Raw genomic sequence first — 21,259 nt, forward strand, 5'->3', positions numbered from 1 at the left:
AAGTTTATAAATGTTTTGAAACACCTTATAGATTTGTTTTTGAAATCTATCCAAAGGAAATAGATTTTAAAAAAGGAATAAGTTATGCTAGTTCGGTTATTTATAATGTTGAAAAAAATACCGGAAAATATAGAGAAGATTCCTTGGGAGATTCTTTTTACATGCTTGAAGAAGAAACTTTAAGAGAATATACCGATAAAGAATTAAGGCATTTAAAATAAGGTATATTTTCTTTGTTTATAAATTATATTGTAAAAATATTATATAAAACCTACTATACAAAATTCATATGTCAACCAATATTATATTTAATGTTGACATATGAATTTTTGTTTTATAATATATTTATGGGTGAAAAATATGAATAAAGATAAAATACTTGAAATATTAAAAGTGAAAAGCGGTGAAATTGTTTCAGGGGGCTTTATTGCAAATAAACTTAACATATCAAGAAATGCCGTTTGGAAGAATATTAATCTGCTTAAAAACGAAGGTTATGATATATCTTCCATAAAAAACAGAGGATATATGCTAAACAGCAATATAAGTTATTTAAACAAAGAAGAAATAGAAAAATTTCTAAATACCATTTTAATAGGAAGAGAACTTGAAATAGTTGAAAGCATAGATTCTACTCTTAACTATTTTAAAAATATGGAAAATAGTGAAAAAAGAGAAGGAAGAACCATAATAGCAAATGAACAGACTTTAGGCAGAGGAAGAAGAGGAAGAAGTTTCTTTTCCCCAAAAAACTCAAATGCTTTTATAAGTGTTTTGTTAAAACCAAAATTCAGCGTAAGTGACATAAATTTAATTACTATAATATGCGGTTTAAGTGTAGTGGAAGCAGTTAAGGAAATATGCGGTATTGACTGCGACATTAAGTGGGTAAATGATGTTTATATAAACGGAAAAAAGATTTGCGGAATTTTAACAGAGGGAATTTTAAGTGTTGAAAACGGAAGTATAGACAGTGTGATTATAGGAGTTGGAATAAATATAAACCGTCCAAAAGATACACCCGTTCCAAAAGAAATAGAAGATATAGTTGGGTTTGTAAATGACTTTACGGGAAAGAAAGAAAACAGAAATAAGTTTATAGCAAAATTTTTAAATGCCTTTGAAAAAAGATATATTAATTTTGACAAAAAAGCTTTATATGAAGAATACAAAGAAAAAATGCTATACTTAAACGAGAAAGTAACTTGTTTTATCGGAAATGAAACAATTCAAGGAACCCTTGTTGATTTAAACAAAGATTTTTCTATTAAGATAAAAACAAATGAGGGTGAAATAAGGAATTTTAACAGCGGTGAAATAAGTTTAAGAAAAAGAGGAATAAAAATGTAAGGAGTAATTATGGACAGTAAACTAAAATTTAGATTTGCAAAAAAAGAAGATACAGGCTTAATTCTTAATTTTATCAAGAGACTTGCAGAATATGAAAAAATGCTTAACGAAGTGGTAGCAACAGAAGATTTACTTAAAGAATGGATTTTTGAAAAGGGAAAGGCAGAAGTAATATTTCCTTTATATGATAGAAAAGAAGTTGGATTTGCTTTATTCTTCCATAATTTTTCAACATTCCTTGGAAGAAGCGGAATATATCTTGAAGATTTATTTATCTTGGAAGAATACAGAAATAAAGGTATTGGAAAAGCAACTTTAAAAGAACTTGCTAAAATTACAGTTGAAAGAGGCTGCGGAAGACTTGAATGGTCTTGTCTTGATTGGAACAAGCCAAGCATAGATTTTTATTTATCTCTAAAAGCCGTACCAATGGAAGGATGGACAGTATACAGGCTTACAGGGAAAAATCTCATAAATATGGCAGAAAATAATTAAATTAATACATTAAAAAAGATGCTTAAATATAAAAAGTGTCTTTTTTATTTTCTTATTACAATAATGGAATTTTTTGTGATAAAGATAATATAAAACATTCTATTTTTAATTTTATTATATTCTTTTATAACAAATTCATATAATTTCATTATGACAAAATCATTTATCCAAAGAATGTAAAATGTTTTTCGAGGTGGGATATATGAGTTTTAAAAAGAAACATTTTTTTGTAATTTTTACTTATGTACTTGCATATTTATTTTTTAGGAGAGTAAAGAATCCTTCTTTGAATTACATATGTATTCTTTATTATAAAGATAGATTTATTTCATTTAAAGGTTTTTTAGATACGGGAAATCTCGTTAAGAATTCAAAGGGAAAAGATGTAATAATAATAGACAAAGACATTATTAAAAATCTTTTAAATTTGAATTTATCTTTTAAAACAATGAATTACAACGATTTTTTTAATACATATAACAAACTTCCTTTCGATTTAAAACAAAGACTTTCTTATACATTTTTAAATTATCAAAGAGAAAAAATTATTTTACCTATCTTAAATTTAGACAAAATCATTATAGAAAAAAAGGATTTTAAAAAGACAATTTATAATCCATGTGTTGGAGTATTAGATATTAATGAGTCGTTGGCTCTTCTTCCGTTATCAATATTAAAATAAACAGGAGGCTTTATGTTTAAATTATTTACTTTGTTTAAAAAAAACAAAAAGAATAAATTATTTTATATTTCGGGTTCTTATATGTTACCTCCTCCTTTAACAAAGGAAGAAGAAGCAAGAATTTTGAATGAACTTCAAAAGGGTGAAAATAATGCTGCAAAAACAATTTTGATAGAGAGAAATTTAAGGTTAGTAGTATATATAGCAAAAAAATTCGATACATCTTCAACAGGGGTGGAAGATTTAATTTCAATCGGAACAATAGGACTTATAAAAGCAGTTAAAACATTTAAAGTAGAAAAGAACATAAAACTTGCAACTTACGCATCAAAATGTATAGAAAACGAAATATTAATGCATCTTAGAAAAGTAAACAGAATAAAAGGCGAAATATCTCTTGATGAACCTTTAAACGTAGATTATGACGGAAACGAGCTTTTACTTTCAGATATACTGGGAACAGCAACAGACCCTGTAAAAGATAAAATAGACAGAGATGTTAACAAGGAAATTATGCTTGAAGCAGTTAATAATTTAAAAGAAAGTGAAAAAGAAATCATAAATTATCGCTTTGGCTTAAACGGAAAAGAGAAGAAAACTCAAAAAGAACTTGCAAATATGCTAAATATTTCTCAGTCTTATATTTCAAGACTGGAAAAAAGAATAATATCTAATTTAAAAAAGGAAGTGAAAAAGATGTGTACATAAGAAGGTTTATACCTTCTTTTTTTAATAAATAACCTAACTTTGAATAAAAGGTATTTATTTTATTTTAAAATAATGTTATTATTTATCTTAGAATATTTAAGAATAAAATTCTAACAAATATACACTTTTTATATTTCTTAATACTAAGAATTTTTTTTTATTACAATTTTAAAATATTATTCTTAATAATTTTATAATCTGCCTTTTTAAGATAAGGTAAAAATATTTAAGGAGTATTATTTTGAATTTAGAGGATATTATAAGCGGTTACGATTATGAGTTAACCAAGGGGAAAAATATAGAAAACATAAAAATTGACAATATAGAATTTGACTCAAGAAAGTGCAGTAAAAACACTTTATTTGTTGCAATAAAAGGTTACGAAACCGACGGACATAAATACATAAAAAGTGCAATAGAACTTGGAGCAACAGTAGTTTGTCACAGTGAAGAACTTGATAAATATGAGGAAAACATAGTATATATAAAATGCAAAAATACAAGAAATGCACTTGCATATTTTGCAAATAAATTTACTTCTTTTCCAAGCAAGGAACTTAAGTTAATCGGAATAAGCGGTACAAACGGTAAAACGTCTTTTTGTGATATGGCGGGAACATTATTTGAAAATTTAGGTTTTAAAAGCGATTATATAGGAACTTTGGGAAGAAAAAATACAAAACTTGAAGGTCAAATAATAAGAACAACGCCTGAAATCACAGAACTTACAAAAGACTTCAGAGAAATGGTAAATAATAAAGTAGATTATTGTTTTATGGAAGTTTCATCCCATGGTCTTGTTTTGGACAGGGTAAGCTATTTGAATTTTTACATAGGTGTATTTTCAAACTTATCTCAAGATCATTTGGATTTTCATAAAACAATGGAAAATTATTATCAGGCAAAGAAAAAACTTTATTATATGGTTGATAAATTCAGTATTATAAATACAGACGATAAATACGGTAATAGACTTTATAATGAGTTAAAAGAAGATAAAATAAACGTAATTTCCTTTGGCATGAATGAAGACTGTGATTATAAAATAGTAATAAACGATTTAAGTTTGGAAAAATCCGATTTTACTTTGGTAAATAAAGATAAAGAATATAGATTTGAAACTTACAGTATCGGAAAGTTTAACATATATAATATTACACCGGCGATAATAATTGCCCTTTTGGAAGGTTTTTCTTATGAAGAAATAAAAAATGCAATTAAGAAATATCACGGTACAAACGGCAGAGTTGAAAAAATCCATAAAGACATATTTATAGATTATGCTCATACTCCGGACGCAATGGAAAATGTTTTAAAACTCGTTAAAGAAGTAAGCAGTAAAAAAATTACTCTTGTGTTTGGATGTGGAGGAAACAGAGATCATGGGAAAAGACCTATGATGGGAAGTATCGGTGAAAAATATGCTGATAATATAGTCTTAACAATGGACAATCCAAGAAAAGAAAACAACGACGATATAATAAATGATATCCTAAAAGGAATAGAAAACAAAGACAAAGTCAAAGTAATAAATGATAGAAAAGATGCTATAAATGAAGTTGTAAAACATAAATTAACAGATGAAAACGAAATTGTACTTATTCTTGGAAAAGGACATGAAACTTATCAAGAAATAGGGGATAAAAAGATATTTTTCTCTGACAGAGATGAAATTTTAAATGCTTTAAAAAATTAAATTACAAATTACATATTTTAGATGGGAATAACAATGGAAAGAAAGAAAATATATATAGTTCTTACAAGCACAAGAACAATGTTAGCAAGAGCAATAAGATTATGTGCAAAAGAAACTTACAATCATGTTTCAATATCTTTAGATAAAGAACTTAATGAAATGTATTGTTTCGGAAGAAGAAGTCCAAGAAATCCTTTTATAGCAGGATTTATAAAAGAAGATTGGGATAAGGGATTCTATGCTGTATATAAAAATATACCTTGTCTTGTTTATGAATGTGAAGTAGACGATGAGGTTTATAATAACATAAAAGGGATAATTGAATATTTTTATTCAAATAAGTTTTCATATAAATTTAATATAATCGGACTTGTGGGAAATGGAATAGGGCTTGACATACAAAGAAAAAACAGATATTACTGTGCTGAATTTCTATCCTATCTTTTTGAAGAAAGCGGATTTTATTCATTTAACGAAGCCCATACAAGAAGACGTCCAATGGATTATAAAGAATTTTTAAACAGCAAATTAATATACAATGGTTATATAAGTGAATATAAACATAAATGTGAACAATTAATATAAAGGATAAATAATATGAAATTGATTTTAGCTGTTCTTGCAGGACTTATATTTATTGTATTAGTCTTTTTATATGCAAGAGGACTTATGCAGAAATATAATAAAAGAATTGATTCTACAGCAAGACACTACGGATACAGAAATTATAAACATATGGCAAAAGAAGCAGAAAAAAAAGAACAAAGAATATTAAGACAAAGAAGAATAGAGCAGAAATTTAAAAGAGAGGAGTGGCTAAGAAGACATGGAAGGTAAAATAAATTTTTCGGCATCTTCACCTGTTATGCCAAAGGAAGTAATAGAAAGAATAAATAAAAATATAATAAACTTCAAAAACAGCGGGTTTTCAGCCTTAGAACTTAACTATAAAAATCCTCTTTTTATTGACTTAATGAATGAAACACGTGAAATACTTAAAAAACTTCTTCATCTAAATGATAATATGGAAATATTATTTATAAACGGAGGAGGCAGTATGCATTTTGACATGGTTCCTCTAAACTTTACAAATGAAGATGATACGGTAAGCATAATAAACAGTGATTTATGGACAAACAATGCAGTAACGGAGGCGAGAAAATATGCTAATGTAGATGAAATAAATCTAATAAACCATAAAGGTCCGCTTCCAAAAATTACATTAGATGACATAGATAAAAACAGTAAATATTTGTTTATGTGTACAAACAATACTTCATCAGGTTCTAAGTTTAATAAAGATAAAATACCTGATGTAGAGGGAATACCATTAATTTCCGATATGACATCAAATTTGTTAAGCGAAACATATGATATAAACAAATTTGATTTATCTTTTGCAAGCAGTGCAAAAAATATGGGAACAAGCGGTATCAGTGTTGTAGTTATAAACAAAAATTTATTTGAGATAGAAACAAACAGAAATGTTCCTAAAATTCTATCCTATAAGGACTATTATTACTCGGGCAACTCCTTTACAACTCCAAATACGTTTGCGGTATATATCATTTACGAAATGGTTAAGTACCTTTATGAAAATGGTGGGGTAGAGGAAATTGAAAAAATAAATATTGAAAAATCCAATTTATTATATGATTTTATAGATAACAGTAAATTTTACGATAATGACATCATAAAAGAAGACAGATCTGTAACTTCTTTGATATTTAAGACAAAAAATAATGATAATTTTATCAAAGAAGCAAAAAAACATGATATAATAAACATCAGTACATCCATGAATAATGCCGTAAGGGTTGGGCTTTATAATGGAGTTGGTATTGAAAATGTAAAAAAACTGATAGACTTTATGTATGAGTATGAAAAGAAAAACATTTAAGGAGAGTGTCAAAATGTACAAAATCAAAACTTTTAACAAAATTGCTGAAGAAGGATTAAATTTACTTGGGAAAAATATAGAGGTTCAAGACTCTAAAGACTACGACGGAATTATTTTAAGAAGCTACAATTTAAAAGAAGAGCCTATTTCAAAAGAATGTAAAGTTATTGCAAGAGCCGGAGCAGGATATAATAATGTTCCTGTTGAAGAATGTACAAAAAACGGTGTTGTTGTAATGAATACACCAGGTGCAAATGCAAATGCAGTAAAAGAACTTGTATTATGCGCATTCCTTATGGCTGCAAGAAATATCATCAAAGGAACAAAATGGGTTCAATCATTAGATAAAAACTCTGATGTTACCGGAATAATTGAAAAAGAGAAATCTAATTATAAAGGAAACGAACTTGCAGGGAAAAAAGTCGGTGTTATCGGTCTTGGAGCGATCGGTGTTTTAGTTGCAAATGCACTTGACTCTTTAGGTATGGAAGTTTATGGTTATGACCCATACTTATCAGTAGAACATGCATGGAGTATAAATAAAAACATCAATAGAAGTTATGATGTAGAAAAAATATTTGAAAAATGTGATTTTGTAACAATTCACGTTCCTTTAATGGAATCGACAAAAGATACAGTAAATAAAGAAGTTTTAGATAAAGCTAAAGACAATATTAAAATCTTTAACCTTGCAAGAGGTGGGCTTGTAAATGATGATGATATTTTAGAAGCTGTAAATAGTGGTAAAGTTTCTTGTTATGTAACAGATTTCCCTAATGAAAAATTACTTGGAAACGAAAATATCATTTGTATTCCTCACCTTGGAGCATCTACTCCGGAATCAGAAACAAAATGTGCTGTAATGGCAGCAAGACAAGTAAGAGAATACTTAGAAAATGGTAATATTATAAACAGCGTTAACTTCCCTAACTGCGATTTAGGAGCAATAGAATCAAAAGCAAGAATTTGTATTATTCATAAAAACATTCCTAACATGGTTGGACAATTTACTGCATTACTTGCAAGCAACGATGTAAACATCGCAAACATGATTAATAAAAGTAAAGGTGAAAATGCTTACACAATGATTGATACTGATACAGATGTAAGCGAATATATCGAAGAAACATTAAATAATGTTGAAGGTATAGTTTCTGTGAGAGTACTACATAATGACTAATAATTTATCTAATTTAGATGTTATAATCATAGGAGGAGGTGCTGCCGGTATTATGGCGGCTATCTCCTCTTTAGAATGTAATAAAAAAGTTTTGTTAATAGAAAAAAACGAAAAAATAGGCAAAAAGATTTACATAACAGGTAAGGGAAGATGCAACGTAACAAACAATAAAGATATATCGGAATTCTTTGACCATATAGTTAAAAATAAAGAATTTTTATATAGTGCATTATACACTTTTGATAATACACGTCTTCTTGAAATGCTTAACAAAAACGGACTAAAAACAAAGGTTGAAAGGGGAGACAGAGTTTTTCCCGTATCAGATAAAGCAAGTGACGTTACAAAAACTCTTTTAAATATAGCTAAAAAATATCCTGATTTTAATATAATGTATAATATAGAATTAAAGGATATAATTCTAAACGAAAATAACGAAGCCATAGGGGTTTTGCTTAATAATAAAGAAAAAATATATGCTAAAAACATTATCCTTGCAACAGGGGGTAAAAGTTATCCTTCTACAGGAAGTGATGGATACGGATATATAGTTGCAAAGAAACTTGGGCATAAGATTATAAATCCAATACCTGCCCTTGTTCAAATATTAAGCAGTGATAAGTGGGTTCATGAACTTATGGGGCTTACTCTTAAAAACGTAGATGTAACTTTAATGATAAAGGGTAAAAAGAAAAATTCACAGTTTGGAGAACTTCTATTTACTCATAAAGGTATATCAGGGCCTACAATCCTTTATTTAAGTAATTTTATTAATATGGATAAATTATCTGATACAAAGATAAAAATCGATTTAAAGCCTGCTCTTGACTTTAAAACTCTTGAAAAAAGATTATTAAGGGATTTTGAAAAGAACCAAAATAAAATGGTGAAAAATTCACTTGATTTACTTCTTCCAAAATCACTTGCGGCAAAAATCATAGAACTAAGCAAAATTAACAAAGAAAAACAGATAAACCAAATAACAAAAGAAGAAAGAAAAATCATTTTAAATTTAATCAAAGACTTACAAGTTAATATAACAGGTCTTGGAAGTTTTAAAGAAGCAATTATAACAAACGGAGGAATAAACGTAAAAGAAATAAATCCTTCTACAATGGAATCAAGACTTATAAAAAATCTATTCTTTGCCGGAGAAATAATCGACGTTCATGCTGTTACAGGTGGATATAATTTACAAATTGCTTTTTCAACCGGTTATCTCGCAGGACAAAATTTACATTAAGAACGCATAAGCGTTCTTTTTTTATTAAAAAAAGAAGGAAAAATCCTTCTTTTAATTTTATGAGAACATTCTTATTACACCGATAACTTTTCCCAAAATCTGACAGTCTGTTGAATAAATAGGCTCAAAAGCTGGGTTTTCAGGTTGTAATCTTATCCTGTTTGGTTCTTTGAAAAATGTTTTTACAGTTGCTTCATTTTCTATTAAAGCAACAACCATATCATGATTATTTGCAGTATTTTGTTTTTTTACTATTACCATGTCACCATCAAGTATTCCCGCATCTTTCATACTTTCACCTTTTACATTTAGCATAAAACATTCTTTTGTTCCAACAAAAGAACTTGGAAGGGGATAAGTATCTTCAACGTTTTCTTCAGCCAAAATAGGAAGTCCTGCCGCAACGTTTCCGATTATAGGAACATTTATGACATCATCTACCATACTAACTTCATCATAACTTGGTTCATTATTTGTAAAAGGAGAAAACCCAACAACTTCAATAGCTCTTTGTTTTGATACTCCTCTTTTAATATAGCCTTTTTTCTCAAGGTTGTTTAACTGGTTATGCACTGAAGAAGTTGAAGTAAGACCAACATTTGCTCCTATTTCTCTTACTGATGGCGGATAACCTTTATCTTTAAGTTCTTGTTTTATAAACTCTAATATCTTTATTTGAATTTTGGTTAAATCATTATACATAAAAATGACCTCCTACTATTATATAATTATATTATACATAAAAAACGAACATTGTCAAACTTATGTTCTAAATTATTCAAAAATTTGTTCTAAAAATATTGACAAATAGAACAACTGTTTGGTATAATACAACCATAGAAAACGAACAAAAGTTCTTTTATATTAATAGGGGGACAAAAAAATGAATCAAAGAAATAATTTAAACAAACAAAGAAGAATGAGAATGATAAGAAGAAGAAAAGCAAGATTAAGAAAAAGAATCATTTGTACTGTTATGATTATGTTTATAATTGCTATGATTCCTTCTTTTATGAATAATATTAAAGCTAAAAACTTATATGATGTGCATTATAAAGTTTATACAGTCCAAGCAGATGATACTATATGGGATATAGCACAAAACATTACTGATGAAAAAACAGATGTAAGAGAAACTATATATAATATTGAGAAATTAAATAATTTTGATAAAGGATATTCTTTAAATGTCGGACAGACAATTAAACTTCCAACTTATTAATTTTATTTTTTTTAACAGAGCAATCGAACAAATTATCTAATATTTAGTATAACATGAATATATGTTCGTTGTATCAGCTCCCGACCCTCTTTAGGGATAATATAAACATATTGTAAACTCTAAAAAAAGACTGACTGGCAGTCTTTTTTTAGTATATTTTTATTAATCTTCTCTTAGCTTTGTAACTCTAGCTGCAATTTTTCTTCTTTCTTCCTCAATTGCGGCATAATGTTTTTTTGTCGTATTTACATCTTTATGTCCAAGAACATCTGCAACAAGATATATGTCTCCTGTTTCTTTATAGAGATTTGTTCCGTATGTACTTCTTAATTTATGAGGTGAAATATTTTTAAGAGGTACTACAATCTTTGTATATTTTTTTAGCATCTTTTGAATTGAATTTTGAGTCATTCTTTTGTGTTGTAAGGATAAAAACAAAGCATCTTCCTCTACATCAACTTTTTCTCTATCTTCCTTAAGATATCTAAGCAGGGCAGACCTAACTTCTTCTGGCATATAAAGAATTGTTTTATTTCCACCTTTTCTTGTTACCACAAAACTGTCATTGTCAAAATCTACATCGTTTATATTCATTCCGACACATTCACTTATACGAATTCCTGTTCCAACAAGCAAAGTAACAATTGCAAGATCTCTTACTTTTGTTTTGTTGTGATATTTAAGCTGGGAAGGTGTTAAGTTTTTCCCGCTTTCTATTTCATCAAGAAGGTTTGCAACTTCGTTTGGTTCAAGTCTTACAATAGGCTTTTCGTAGTTTTTAGGTAAATCAACAAGCACTGTAGGATTTGTTTTTATAAGTTCTTTTTTAAAATAGTATTTATAAAAAGAACGAAGGGTGGAAAGTTTTCTCATTTTTCCTCTATTTGAATTAGATAAACTTACCTTTGTTTCATCGTTTTTATAATGGCCTTTTGTGTAATAAGACAGATACTCGCTGAAATCTTCAATATCTACTGCCTTAATATAATCAAGGTCACTTAAACATATATCTTTTATATCTTTATAATGTGTAAATTTAGGATGATTTTCTATTAAATATTCAAAGAATATTTTTAAATCCATTGCATAAGCTATTCTCGTTTTAATGGAGGTGTTTGCGGAAATTCCTCTAAAAAATGTATTTGCAAATGAAGGAAGATATTCAATTTGTTTTCTTAGCTTAATGTTTAATTTATTTGACATTTCTTTACTGTAATCAGCCATTTTTACCTCCAAAATAATTATATAAACAATTATATTACATTATTTTGAAATTTCAAAGTCTTGTGTGGTATAATAGAAAAAGTTTAGTAAATTAAAGGGGTATAGCATGAATAAGACATTTAAAGAGGCTTTTAAAGTAACAATGCCGGTACTTCTTGGATATTTGTCTATCGGGCTTGCGTTCGGACTTATGATGCAAAGTATCGGGCTTAATTTTATATGGGCAGGGGGAATGTCCCTTGTAATTTATGCAGGAACACTTCAATATTTGGCTGTTATGATGTTTCAAACAGGAATGAGTATGATAAGTGTTGCACTTATGACACTTTTTGTTCATTTTAGACATATGGTTTATGGACTTTCTTTAATAGAAAAATTCAAAGATATAAGCTTTTTTAAGAAAGTATATATGATTTTTGGTTTAACTGATGAAACATATGCGCTATTAACTTCTTCAACCGTTCCTGAAAGTGTAAAAGACGATGTAGAAAACTACTATTTTTACATCTCTATCTTAGACCATTCTTACTGGATTATAGGTTCAATTCTTGGTGCAACCATAGGTTCACTTATAAATATAAACACAGAAGGTGTATCATTTGCCATGATAGCACTATTCTGCGTTCTTTGTACAGAACAATGGTTTAACCTTAAATCAAAAGTACCGATTTTTATAGGAGGTATCTGTGCTTTAGTAGCTTTATTTATTTTTGGACCTGACAATATGATGATACCTGCAATCATAGCAATAATGATTCTTTTAATGGGAGATAGGAAAAAACTTGAAAAGGAGGGGATAGTAAATGAATAAATATACTCTCTTTCAAGGTTTAATGGCAATTTTAATAATGAGTGGAATTACTTTCTTTACAAGAGCTGTTCCTTTTGTACTTTTTTCAGGAAAAAACAAAAAACCAAATGATACGGTTTTATATCTTGGTAAAGTTCTTCCGCCGGCAATGATGGCAATGTTACTTATATACTGTCTAAAAGATACTTCTCTTATTTCTTATCCTTATGGAATACCTGAAATATTCTGTGTGCTCCTTGCAATAGGGCTACATGTATGGAAAAGAAATAATTTTATAAGTATATTCGGTTCAACAGTGGTATATATGATAATGATACAATATATATTCGTTTAAAACTTCACGAAATAATTATTTAGTGAAGTAAATTATATAAAAGAGGTAAAATATGCAAGAAATAATAAATATATTATCAAAAGAATTTGACAGAAAACCAAAACACATTGAAAATGTAATTGAAATGCTTGATAAAGGGGATACTGTTCCTTTTATAGCAAGATACCGTAAAGAACTTACAGGTTCAATGGATGACCAGCTTTTAAGAGAAGTTGCACAAAGACTTGGATATTTAAGAAACTTAAAAGAAAGAAAAGAAGAAGTAATTAGTTCTATTAAGAAACTTGATAAACTTACAAAAGAACTTGAAGAAGAAATAAATAACGCAAATACATTATCTGAAGTTGAAGACTTATACAGACCTTACAAACCTAAAAGAAAAACAAGAGCATCAATTGCAAAGGAAAAAGGTCTTGAACCTTTAAGTGATATTATACTTTCGCAGGAAGCAGATTTAGAGGATATAAAAATAATCGCAAAAAATTATGTAAGCGAAGAAAAAGGCGTTAATAACGAAGATGAAGCCATTAAAGGCGCTTTAGACATAATCGCTGAAAACATCTCAGACAATGCAAATATAAGAAAAGAGCTTAAAAAACTAATCAGAAACAAAGGTAAAATAATAAGCAAAAACACTAAAGATGAAGACAGTGTATATCAAACTTACTATGAATTTTCAGAATCTGTAAAAAGACTTCAAGGACACAAAGTTTTAGCTTTAAACAGAGGAGAAAAAGAAGGATTTTTAAAGGTTACAATCGAAATTAATAAAGATGAAGCCTTAAATATAATACATAAATACGTTATAAAAAATACAAAAAGCAGTGCATATAAATATTTAGAAGAAACTTGTATTGATGCTTTCGACAGACTTATTTTTCCTTCCATTGAAAGAGAAATAAGAAACGACTTAACGGAAAGCGCAAACGAAAGTGCAATAAAGACTTTTGCAACAAACCTAAAACAGCTTTTAATGCAACCACCTGTAAAAAACAAAGTAACCCTTGGACTTGACCCGGCTTATAGAACAGGATGTAAAATCGCTGTAGTGGACGGAACGGGAAAAGTTTTAGACACAACCGTAATTTACCCAACACCACCACACAACAAAATTGAAGAAAGCGAAAAGATAATTAAAGATTTAATAAGTAAACATAATGTTGAAGTTATTTCAATAGGTAACGGAACAGCATCAAGAGAATCAGAAAAATTTGTTGCCGATACAATAAAAGGCACAAAGGTTCAATATGTTGTTGTAAGTGAAGCCGGAGCATCAGTTTATTCAGCCTCAAAACTTGCAGCAAAAGAATTCCCTGATTATGATGTTGCCTTAAGAAGTGCAGTTTCAATTGCAAGAAGACTTCAAGACCCACTTGCAGAACTTGTAAAAATAGATCCAAAAAGCATAGGAGTTGGACAGTATCAGCACGATATGCCAAAGGCTAAATTAAATGAAGCATTAACGGGTGTTGTAGAAAGTGCCGTAAACAGTGTTGGAGTAGACCTTAACACAGCATCTGTATCGCTACTTGAATATGTTGCGGGAGTAAGCAGTGCCGTTGCAAAAAATATCGTAGCATATAGAGAAGAAAACGGAATGTATACAAAAAGGAGTGAGCTTTTAAAAGTTCCAAAACTTGGTAAGAAATCATATGAACAATGTGCAGGTTTCTTAAGAGTTGCAGAAAGTTCAAACCCTCTTGATAACTCAGGAGTTCACCCTGAATCATACAAAGCGGCAAAGAAAGTTCTTGAACTTACAGGACATACTCTAAAAGACATTAACACAGAAAACATAAAATCAATAACAGAAGAAGCCGAAAAAATAGGTCTTGATAATATTTCAAATGAATGTGAAATAGGTATACCAACACTTAAAGACATACTAAAAGAATTAATCAAACCTGGAAGAGACCCAAGGGATGAACTTCCCAAACCTATTTTAAGAAGTGATGTAATGGAAATGGAAGATTTAATCGTAGGTATGAAACTTATGGGTACGGTTAGAAACGTTGTTGACTTTGGAGCCTTTGTAGATATAGGAGTTCATCAAGACGGACTTGTTCATATCTCTCAAATATCAAATTCATTTATAAAACACCCTAGCGATAAACTTAAAACAGGGGATATAGTTGAAGTAACCGTTACTGATGTAGATAAGAATAAAGGAAGAATTTCCCTTTCAATGATTATGTAATATAAAGCCGTGATGTACACGGCTTTTTTATAATACAAAACCTAATGCAATAAAAGACTTCTACGAAAATGATGAACTTATAATAGTTACAAAAGAACTAACTGAAACCCTAAGAAGAAATAAAACCATAGACTGGCAAATGAGAGAATCGGCAAGAGCAAAAATGCGAATGATTATTAAAAGACTTCTACGTAAACATAAATATCCACCTGAAGGTATGGATGACGCAGTTAAAACCGTAATGGCACAGTGCGAAATGTGGGCAGATAATTTATAAAAAAGACCTAACAGGTCTTTTTTGTTTTAATTTATATATACTTTTTAGGTATATATATATCAATAAATATAGAATTTGATATATTTAGTATTTTAATTTAAAATAAAAATATATAAATAAAGTATTGACATGGAGTAAACTCCAAGTGATAGACTAAGCCTAAGATAAAACAAGGAGGTTTTATAAGATGAAAAATACATTAGTTGCTTATTTTTCAGCAACAGGAACTACAAAACATAAAGCTCAAATGCTCGCTGAAGCTTTAAATTGTGATATTTATGAAATAGAGCCAAAAAATCCTTACACATCAGCGGATTTAAATTGGATGGATAAAAAGTCAAGAAGTTCTATCGAAATGAACGATAAATCTTCAAGACCTGAAATTATAGATAATAATCCAAATATTGAAAACTATGATGTAATATTCTTAGGTTTCCCAATTTGGTGGTATACAGCGCCTACTATTATCAATACATTCCTTGAAAAATACAACTTTGAAAACAAGGAGGTTGTATTATTCGCAACTTCAGGAGGTAGTGGTCTAAGAGGTATTTCAAAGGATTTAAAAGGAAGCGTATCTGAAAGCACTATAATAAAAGAAGGCAAAATGTTAAACGGTAATATTACAAAAGAAGCATTAGAAAGCTTTGTTAAAAGCTTAAATTTATAATATAAAGGAGAAGAAAATTAAATGTTAGGAAATTTTTCATATTCAAACCCTACAAAATTATATTTTGGTGAAGATTCATTAAACTATTTAAATGATGAATTAAAAAATTATGGTAAAAATATCATGCTTAGCTACGGTGGTGGCTCAATAAAGAAAAACGGTATATATGATAAGGTAATCGAAATTTTAAAAGCAAATGACAAAAACATTTTTGAAGATCCCGGAGTAATGCCAAACCCAACAGTAGAAAAACTTTATGAAGGATGTAAAATTGCTAAAGAAAATAAAGTAGATTTAATTCTTGCAGTTGGCGGCGGTTCTGTATGTGACTACGCAAAAGCAGTTTCTGTTTCAACTTACTGCGATGAAGATCCATGGAATAAATACTATTTAAGAATGGAAGATGTAGATAATGAAATCATTCCTGTAGGATGTGTACTTACAATGGTAGGAACAGGTTCAGAAATGAACGGGGGAGCAGTTATTACAAATCATGAACAAAAATTAAAAATAGGTCATGTATTCGGCGAAAATGTATTCCCTAAATTCTCAATTTTAAACCCTACTTATACTTATACACTTCCTAAATATCAAATGGTAGCAGGTTTTTACGATATTATGAATCATATCACAGAACAATATTTCTCAGATGATGATGACAATACTTCTGACTATATTAGTGAAGGGTTACTTAAATCATTAATTCATAGTTCAAGAATAGCAGTAAAAAATCCAACAGATTATGAAGCAAGAAGTAATATAATGTGGATTGCAACATGGGCATTAAATACTTTGATTGCAAAAGGCAAAACAACAGACTGGATGGTTCATATGATAGGTCAATCAATCGGTGCTTATACTGATGCAACTCACGGTATGACTTTATCAGCTATTTCAATGGCATATTATCGTTATATCTGTCCATATGGTTTAAATAAATTTAAAAGATTTGCAATTAACGTATGGGGAGTGAATCCAGAAAATAAAACTGATGAAGAAATTGCAAAAGAAGGCCTTGACAGAATGGAAGAATGGATGAAAGAAATCGGTCTTGTTATGAATATCAAAGACTTAGGCGTTAAAGAAGATATGCTTGAAGGAATTGCAAAAGGTTCATTCATAATGGAAGGCGGTTATAAAAAATTAAGCCACGAAGAAATCGTTCAAATATTAAAAGAAAGTATGTAATATAAAAAACAGCTCTATGTAGGGCTGTTTTTTATTATTGAAATAACTAATATTAAAGATACTTTTATCTAAAGGGAATATAAATAGTTTTTAATCAACTTTCCGCTAAAGACAACTTTAACATAGAATTGACTATATTTTATAATAAATTTAACATATTTTTACACATCTTCTCAAACCCTTTGATTATAAGGCTTTTAAGCATTAATATCTTTATAATGTTATTTTCTATTATCTTTTTAATATATATTCCATTTTATATCTATCCCATTTTAAAATTTACTAAATGGATTTTTATTCATATCAATTTCTTCTTGTTTATCTTTTAGATATCTTTCAATTTGTTTATCTGTTTTTAGTCCCAGGAATGATTTAATTTCATTAAAACCTGCATTGTTATAATCTTTCAACATTTTTACTGCAGTATTCCTTAAAATATTGCTGCTTATTCCTTTTTCTTCAATTCCTATTCTCTTAAGTGCATTTTTAACAATTTCTTGTATTCTTCTTGTTGAAATTGGTTTTTTTGGATTTGAAGGACTATTTAACAGGTATAGTTGGTCGTTTGAAAATAAAAAACGGCTTAAAATGCCTCTGAGAGCGTCATTTATTTTAACAATTCTTTCATTTTCACTGTTTTTGTTTATTATGATATTATTATCAAAAATATCTTCAGTTTTTATGTTTTGAACTTCTTTAACCGTAAGTCCATTAAATAACATAAGAAAAATTATTATTTGATTCTTTTCCGGTTCAATGTTTTTTACGTAATCTATTAAATCATTTATCTGCTCATTAGAAAGAACATCTTTATTTAAACTATCATTATTATATCTAAATTTGAACGAAACTATTTCGTTATTTAGACCATATTTTTTATTAAGAAACTTATAAAAGTTTTTAACTGCAGATATTTTTCTTGCGATAGTTTTATCTGAATTTTTAAGTTCTTTTTTTAAATAATCAACATAAGCATACATGTCGATACTATTAAGGTTTAAGAATAAATCTTTATCAGCTTCGTTATCTAAATTATTAATATGGTTTCTCTTCATCATAAATAAAACAAAGGTATTTAAGTCATATAAATACCCTTTAATTGATGCCTTAGAAATATTATTTGTATTTAAAAATTCATTTATAAGTTTACTTTCCATTTTACATAACTTCACTAAATATTTATTTAGTGAAGTTCTCTCCTATATAATTTTGATTTAACATTTTATTAAAGTCATCAATAACATTTTGAGGTGAGACAATTTTAATTCCACCCTCAAATTGAAATATCCAAGCATAAAATGTCGGACTTAGTCCAACACGAACTTTAACTAAAAAATCCTCTTTTCCTTTTTCTAAAACAGGTACAACTTCCCCAAATTTATCTATTATATATTTCATTAATTCATTCTTACATTTAAGTATAACTTCTTTTTCTTCCCCCGGAAACATACTAAATATCTTTTTCCCATAATCTGTAATAGAAAAACCATCTGGGAACTTTGTTCTTTCATCATCCAGCATTGTTGGAATTTCCATCCTATCAACTCTAAAAGAAACAACATCGTTTCTTTTATCGGAATAACCTACAAGATAATACTTATCTTGATTCCAATATAAAGTGTATGGGCTAAGAATATATACTTCACCATTATTTTTAAATATTTTATCTTTATTTATATTGTAATCATAATATCTAAAAGATATTTTTTTATTTTTATTTATAGCTGTATTTATCAAATCAATAATATAATATATTAAGTTATTATTTGTTTTTACTTTTCCTGTGTTAATAATATTTCGATTAAGATGTCTTCTTTGATTTTCTGAAACTAACATCATAAGTTTATTTATGATAATCTTACTTTTCTTTTTACTTATAAACTGTGAAGAAGATACCGCATCTATAAGCATTGCAAGCTCAGGAAGCTCAAAAAGTCGTTCACCAAAGAAATAAATATTTTTATTGCCTTTCTCACAAATTATATCATATCCCATTACTTCTGACAAAAAAGATATATCTTCATTAAATGTTTTTCTATCTATATTAATATTATGTTCTTTCAAATAACTAAAAATATCTTTTGTTGTTAATGGATTTTCTTCGTCGCTTTTTTCATAAAGAAGTTTTAAAATAAGAAAAATTCTATATCTGTTGTTTTTCATAACATTACCACTCATTTAATATTTTGATTATAATTATTTTTTATAAAAATTTTCTACTTCAGATAAATTTTTTAGACCAGCATCTAATAACATCCTTGCAAATTCTTCTATACAAATTAATCTAATGTTATTTTCTTTTGCTATATTTTTTGCATCTTCACTAAATTCTTTTGCTGTAGTAATAACCCAATACAAATTATTATAATTTTTTTCATCATCATCTATAGATACTTTTTTTTCTATTAATTGCTTATATTTTTTTATTTGATTTACGCCTTCTTCATATGTTTTCCCTTCGTGTTTTTTTGCTTGAATATATATATTAAGTTTTAAATCACTAAAACTTGCTTTTACGTCAGCATCTTCTTCGCTTTCTTTTTCTTTTGGATTTTTAGGTAAAATTATTGCATATTCAGCTCCAATTTTTTCCATTAACCATTTTATAAGATTTTCAAGTCCATCAGGAGTTACATTTTCTTCAATAGAAGGTATTAAACTTTTCATTATATTATTAATTATATTTTCTTCTATACTAAAATCTTTTTCGCTATTTATTACTTTATCAATTTCAACTGATAAATCATCAATCTCTGCAAGAGTATTTCTTATTTTCATTCTTGCCACTAAAGAAGGAGAAGCAAATGATCTTTTTATTCTTTCCCTTACTTTTTCTACCTTTGCAACAAACCCAATATCTTTAATTTCATCATTTAAAACTAGTCCATCATCTGTTATTTTTATTTTTGTTTTATTAATGTTTCTATCTATTTTAAATTCTTTACCTTTTAATTTAAAAATACTGCAGGGACTTTCTATTACTTTATAAATAGAAAAATCTTTATTCTCCATAGGAACTAAAATGTAATCACCTTTTTGATATTTTGCAAATCTCCAAATTGTCCATCTTTGTCTCAAATTACCTAATTCACCATTATCAGTTTGTGAAGAAGAATTTTTTACGGCTTGTTCAAATTCCTTTACATTTGTTTTTAATAAAGCTTCGGGATTGTTTTTATCAATATAATCTTTAAATCCTATTGAAATATAGGATTCATTGTTTTCACATAATAATGCTTTAGATACTTTCCATTCATTTGAAATTCTATTTAAATAATAATTTGACATTATATACCTCCTATTTATTTATATATCAATTTTACAACAAAATTTATAAACTTTTCAATTATAAAAAAACAGACAGGGAAATTTTTCCCTGTCTTATATAATTCTATAGATTATTTTATCATTTTTTTCATTTTTTTAGCTGTTTCTTTTGGTGTAGAACTATTTACAAGTCCTCCGCCAACTATTATTACATCGGGATTTTGTGCATTTATTTCTTCTAATGTTTCAAGTTTTACACCGCCTGCAACGCTGACTTTTGTATTTTTTACTAAGCTTTTAACTTTTATTAAATCATCAAGAGGGGTTGCACCTTTCTTTTGTATATCAGTTCCCGTATGCACACAAATATAATCAACACCGATACTTTCCAAATATTTAACTCTTTCTTCTAAATTATCTACGCAAATTAAATCAACAAGAAGTTCTTTCCCTGCTTTTTTTACTTCTTCTAAAGAATCTTCTATTGTTTGATTATCACTTACAGCAAGAACAGTTACTATATCCGCACCGGCATCAAGAGCTATTTTCGTTTCAAATGCACCTGCATCCATAATCTTAAAATCAGCAAGTATCTTTTTATTTTTAAAGGTTTCTTTTAATTTTTTTATTCCCTCACTTCCGTATTTATAAGCAAGAGGAGTTCCAAATTCGATTATATCGATATACTCTTCACATTCTTTTACAATTTCGATACTTTCCTCCAAACTTTTTACGTCCAAGGCAATTTGTAATTGTTTCATTTTTTTCCTCCTTTAAATAAAAATCCCCGCACTAAATAAAGTGCAGGGAAAATT

General features: G+C 28.2%; 23 protein-coding genes and 1 pseudogene. 18 read left to right on the top strand and 6 right to left on the bottom strand.

The genetic code is table 11. The annotated features are described in order from the left end of the window. The 11 genes from FGQ49_RS10365 to FGQ49_RS06030 all read left to right on the top strand — a co-directional run. The coding region (locus FGQ49_RS10365) for a hypothetical protein (RefSeq protein WP_171020615.1) at positions 1–221 on the top strand (221 nt) is incomplete at its 5' end. Positions 222–360: 139 nt separating this feature from the next. Continuing rightward, entirely contained in the window at positions 361–1,350 is a 990-nt protein-coding gene (locus FGQ49_RS05985; protein WP_171020616.1) for a biotin--[acetyl-CoA-carboxylase] ligase, read from the top strand. Between the two features lie 9 nt (positions 1,351–1,359). Next, on the top strand, positions 1,360–1,845 hold the full coding sequence (locus FGQ49_RS05990) for a GNAT family N-acetyltransferase (protein WP_138268961.1): 486 nt from the start codon (positions 1,360–1,362) through the stop codon (positions 1,843–1,845). Between the two features lie 202 nt (positions 1,846–2,047). Beyond that, the gene (locus tag FGQ49_RS05995; RefSeq protein ID WP_171020617.1) at positions 2,048–2,527 is read left to right on the top strand and encodes a sigma-E processing peptidase SpoIIGA; all 480 of its coding nucleotides are present in this window, start codon (positions 2,048–2,050) and stop codon (positions 2,525–2,527) included. 12 nt (positions 2,528–2,539) lie between these two features. After that, positions 2,540–3,235, top strand: a complete 696-nt coding sequence (sigE, locus tag FGQ49_RS06000) for an RNA polymerase sporulation sigma factor SigE (protein ID WP_138268963.1) — start codon at positions 2,540–2,542, stop codon at positions 3,233–3,235. 241 nt (positions 3,236–3,476) lie between these two features. After that, positions 3,477–4,931, top strand: coding sequence for a UDP-N-acetylmuramoyl-L-alanyl-D-glutamate--2,6-diaminopimelate ligase (locus tag FGQ49_RS06005; RefSeq protein ID WP_171020618.1), 1,455 nt, complete (start codon positions 3,477–3,479; stop codon positions 4,929–4,931). Between the two features lie 33 nt (positions 4,932–4,964). Further along, positions 4,965–5,516 carry a hypothetical protein gene (locus tag FGQ49_RS06010; RefSeq protein ID WP_171020619.1) on the top strand — a complete coding sequence of 184 codons (552 nt, stop codon included), beginning with the start codon at positions 4,965–4,967 and terminating at the stop codon, positions 5,514–5,516. Between the two features lie 12 nt (positions 5,517–5,528). After that, positions 5,529–5,768 carry a hypothetical protein gene (locus FGQ49_RS06015; protein ID WP_138268966.1) on the top strand — a complete coding sequence of 80 codons (240 nt, stop codon included), beginning with the start codon at positions 5,529–5,531 and terminating at the stop codon, positions 5,766–5,768. Beyond that, entirely contained in the window at positions 5,758–6,831 is a 1,074-nt protein-coding gene (serC, locus tag FGQ49_RS06020; RefSeq protein ID WP_138268967.1) for a 3-phosphoserine/phosphohydroxythreonine transaminase, read from the top strand. Before FGQ49_RS06015 ends, serC begins: the two co-directional genes overlap by 11 nt. Positions 6,832–6,844: 13 nt before the next feature. Next, positions 6,845–8,011 carry a phosphoglycerate dehydrogenase gene (locus FGQ49_RS06025; RefSeq protein WP_138268968.1) on the top strand — a complete coding sequence of 389 codons (1,167 nt, stop codon included), beginning with the start codon at positions 6,845–6,847 and terminating at the stop codon, positions 8,009–8,011. Continuing rightward, positions 8,004–9,254 carry an NAD(P)/FAD-dependent oxidoreductase gene (locus FGQ49_RS06030; protein WP_138268969.1) on the top strand — a complete coding sequence of 417 codons (1,251 nt, stop codon included), beginning with the start codon at positions 8,004–8,006 and terminating at the stop codon, positions 9,252–9,254. Before FGQ49_RS06025 ends, FGQ49_RS06030 begins: the two co-directional genes overlap by 8 nt. Before the next feature lie 57 nt (positions 9,255–9,311). Here FGQ49_RS06030 and lexA read toward each other — a convergent pair whose 3' ends face one another. Continuing rightward, positions 9,312–9,956 (bottom strand): transcriptional repressor LexA, encoded by a 645-nt coding sequence (gene lexA, locus FGQ49_RS06035; RefSeq protein ID WP_138268970.1) that lies wholly within the window; start codon positions 9,954–9,956, stop codon positions 9,312–9,314. A 181-nt stretch (positions 9,957–10,137) separates the two neighbouring features. On the opposite strand from lexA, the gene FGQ49_RS06040 reads away from it, so the two are divergent. Further along, positions 10,138–10,476: a LysM peptidoglycan-binding domain-containing protein gene (locus tag FGQ49_RS06040; RefSeq protein WP_138268971.1), complete on the top strand. Its 339-nt coding sequence runs from the start codon at positions 10,138–10,140 to the stop codon at positions 10,474–10,476. Positions 10,477–10,638: 162 nt separating this feature from the next. Here FGQ49_RS06040 and FGQ49_RS06045 read toward each other — a convergent pair whose 3' ends face one another. Next, a complete protein-coding gene (locus tag FGQ49_RS06045) occupies positions 10,639–11,700 on the bottom strand; it encodes a tyrosine-type recombinase/integrase (RefSeq protein ID WP_138268972.1) in 1,062 nt (353 codons plus the stop codon). A gap of 106 nt (positions 11,701–11,806) precedes the next feature. Here FGQ49_RS06045 and FGQ49_RS06050 point away from each other — a divergent pair, with 106 nt between their 5' ends. From FGQ49_RS06050 to FGQ49_RS06075, 6 genes and pseudogenes are all read left to right on the top strand, one after another. Further along, positions 11,807–12,511 (top strand): AzlC family ABC transporter permease, encoded by a 705-nt coding sequence (locus FGQ49_RS06050; RefSeq protein ID WP_138268973.1) that lies wholly within the window; start codon positions 11,807–11,809, stop codon positions 12,509–12,511. Then, positions 12,504–12,845, top strand: a complete 342-nt coding sequence (locus tag FGQ49_RS06055; protein ID WP_138268974.1) for a branched-chain amino acid transporter permease — start codon at positions 12,504–12,506, stop codon at positions 12,843–12,845. The genes FGQ49_RS06050 and FGQ49_RS06055 overlap by 8 nt, the downstream gene beginning before the upstream one ends. Before the next feature lie 52 nt (positions 12,846–12,897). Next, positions 12,898–15,042, top strand: coding sequence for a Tex family protein (locus tag FGQ49_RS06060; RefSeq protein ID WP_138268975.1), 2,145 nt, complete (start codon positions 12,898–12,900; stop codon positions 15,040–15,042). Positions 15,043–15,067: 25 nt separating this feature from the next. Further along, positions 15,068–15,319 (top strand): annotated as a pseudogene (locus FGQ49_RS06065) (type I restriction enzyme endonuclease domain-containing protein); the annotation flags it as partial. Between the two features lie 187 nt (positions 15,320–15,506). Beyond that, positions 15,507–15,989, top strand: coding sequence for a flavodoxin (locus tag FGQ49_RS06070; protein WP_138268976.1), 483 nt, complete (start codon positions 15,507–15,509; stop codon positions 15,987–15,989). 21 nt (positions 15,990–16,010) lie between these two features. Further along, positions 16,011–17,177, top strand: a complete 1,167-nt coding sequence (locus FGQ49_RS06075; protein ID WP_138268977.1) for an iron-containing alcohol dehydrogenase — start codon at positions 16,011–16,013, stop codon at positions 17,175–17,177. A gap of 272 nt (positions 17,178–17,449) precedes the next feature. Here the strand turns inward: FGQ49_RS06075 and FGQ49_RS06080 are convergent, their stop codons facing one another. From FGQ49_RS06080 to hxlA, 4 genes are all read right to left on the bottom strand, one after another. Next, positions 17,450–18,334, bottom strand: coding sequence for a tyrosine-type recombinase/integrase (locus FGQ49_RS06080; protein WP_138268978.1), 885 nt, complete (start codon positions 18,332–18,334; stop codon positions 17,450–17,452). A 22-nt stretch (positions 18,335–18,356) separates the two neighbouring features. Further along, positions 18,357–19,340 carry a helix-turn-helix transcriptional regulator gene (locus FGQ49_RS06085; RefSeq protein ID WP_171020620.1) on the bottom strand — a complete coding sequence of 328 codons (984 nt, stop codon included), beginning with the start codon at positions 19,338–19,340 and terminating at the stop codon, positions 18,357–18,359. Between the two features lie 33 nt (positions 19,341–19,373). Beyond that, a complete protein-coding gene (locus tag FGQ49_RS06090) occupies positions 19,374–20,465 on the bottom strand; it encodes a restriction endonuclease (protein WP_138268980.1) in 1,092 nt (363 codons plus the stop codon). 110 nt (positions 20,466–20,575) lie between these two features. Next, positions 20,576–21,205, bottom strand: coding sequence for a 3-hexulose-6-phosphate synthase (hxlA, locus tag FGQ49_RS06095; RefSeq protein ID WP_138268981.1), 630 nt, complete (start codon positions 21,203–21,205; stop codon positions 20,576–20,578). Positions 21,206–21,259 lie beyond the last annotated feature (54 nt).

The sequence above is a fragment of the Anaerofustis stercorihominis genome (genome assembly GCF_005844425.1).
GTDB lineage: Bacteria > Bacillota > Clostridia > Eubacteriales > Anaerofustaceae > Anaerofustis > Anaerofustis butyriciformans.

What these genes read in the sequence shown, in the direction of transcription:
- FGQ49_RS05985 (WP_171020616.1), top strand. Translation starts at nt 361, where the DNA reads ATGAATAAAGATAAAATACTTGAAATATTAAAAGTGAAAAGCGGTGAA.
- FGQ49_RS05990 (WP_138268961.1), top strand. Translation starts at nt 1,360, where the DNA reads ATGGACAGTAAACTAAAATTTAGATTTGCAAAAAAAGAAGATACAGGC.
- FGQ49_RS05995 (WP_171020617.1), top strand. Translation starts at nt 2,048, where the DNA reads ATGAGTTTTAAAAAGAAACATTTTTTTGTAATTTTTACTTATGTACTT.
- sigE (WP_138268963.1), top strand. Translation starts at nt 2,540, where the DNA reads ATGTTTAAATTATTTACTTTGTTTAAAAAAAACAAAAAGAATAAATTA.
- FGQ49_RS06010 (WP_171020619.1), top strand. Translation starts at nt 4,965, where the DNA reads ATGGAAAGAAAGAAAATATATATAGTTCTTACAAGCACAAGAACAATG.
- FGQ49_RS06015 (WP_138268966.1), top strand. Translation starts at nt 5,529, where the DNA reads ATGAAATTGATTTTAGCTGTTCTTGCAGGACTTATATTTATTGTATTA.
- serC (WP_138268967.1), top strand. Translation starts at nt 5,758, where the DNA reads ATGGAAGGTAAAATAAATTTTTCGGCATCTTCACCTGTTATGCCAAAG.
- FGQ49_RS06025 (WP_138268968.1), top strand. Translation starts at nt 6,845, where the DNA reads ATGTACAAAATCAAAACTTTTAACAAAATTGCTGAAGAAGGATTAAAT.
- FGQ49_RS06030 (WP_138268969.1), top strand. Translation starts at nt 8,004, where the DNA reads ATGACTAATAATTTATCTAATTTAGATGTTATAATCATAGGAGGAGGT.
- lexA (WP_138268970.1), bottom strand. Translation starts at nt 9,956, where the DNA reads ATGTATAATGATTTAACCAAAATTCAAATAAAGATATTAGAGTTTATA.
- FGQ49_RS06040 (WP_138268971.1), top strand. Translation starts at nt 10,138, where the DNA reads ATGAATCAAAGAAATAATTTAAACAAACAAAGAAGAATGAGAATGATA.
- FGQ49_RS06045 (WP_138268972.1), bottom strand. Translation starts at nt 11,700, where the DNA reads ATGGCTGATTACAGTAAAGAAATGTCAAATAAATTAAACATTAAGCTA.
- FGQ49_RS06050 (WP_138268973.1), top strand. Translation starts at nt 11,807, where the DNA reads ATGAATAAGACATTTAAAGAGGCTTTTAAAGTAACAATGCCGGTACTT.
- FGQ49_RS06055 (WP_138268974.1), top strand. Translation starts at nt 12,504, where the DNA reads ATGAATAAATATACTCTCTTTCAAGGTTTAATGGCAATTTTAATAATG.
- FGQ49_RS06060 (WP_138268975.1), top strand. Translation starts at nt 12,898, where the DNA reads ATGCAAGAAATAATAAATATATTATCAAAAGAATTTGACAGAAAACCA.
- FGQ49_RS06070 (WP_138268976.1), top strand. Translation starts at nt 15,507, where the DNA reads ATGAAAAATACATTAGTTGCTTATTTTTCAGCAACAGGAACTACAAAA.
- FGQ49_RS06075 (WP_138268977.1), top strand. Translation starts at nt 16,011, where the DNA reads ATGTTAGGAAATTTTTCATATTCAAACCCTACAAAATTATATTTTGGT.
- FGQ49_RS06080 (WP_138268978.1), bottom strand. Translation starts at nt 18,334, where the DNA reads ATGGAAAGTAAACTTATAAATGAATTTTTAAATACAAATAATATTTCT.
- FGQ49_RS06085 (WP_171020620.1), bottom strand. Translation starts at nt 19,340, where the DNA reads ATGAAAAACAACAGATATAGAATTTTTCTTATTTTAAAACTTCTTTAT.
- FGQ49_RS06090 (WP_138268980.1), bottom strand. Translation starts at nt 20,465, where the DNA reads ATGTCAAATTATTATTTAAATAGAATTTCAAATGAATGGAAAGTATCT.
- hxlA (WP_138268981.1), bottom strand. Translation starts at nt 21,205, where the DNA reads ATGAAACAATTACAAATTGCCTTGGACGTAAAAAGTTTGGAGGAAAGT.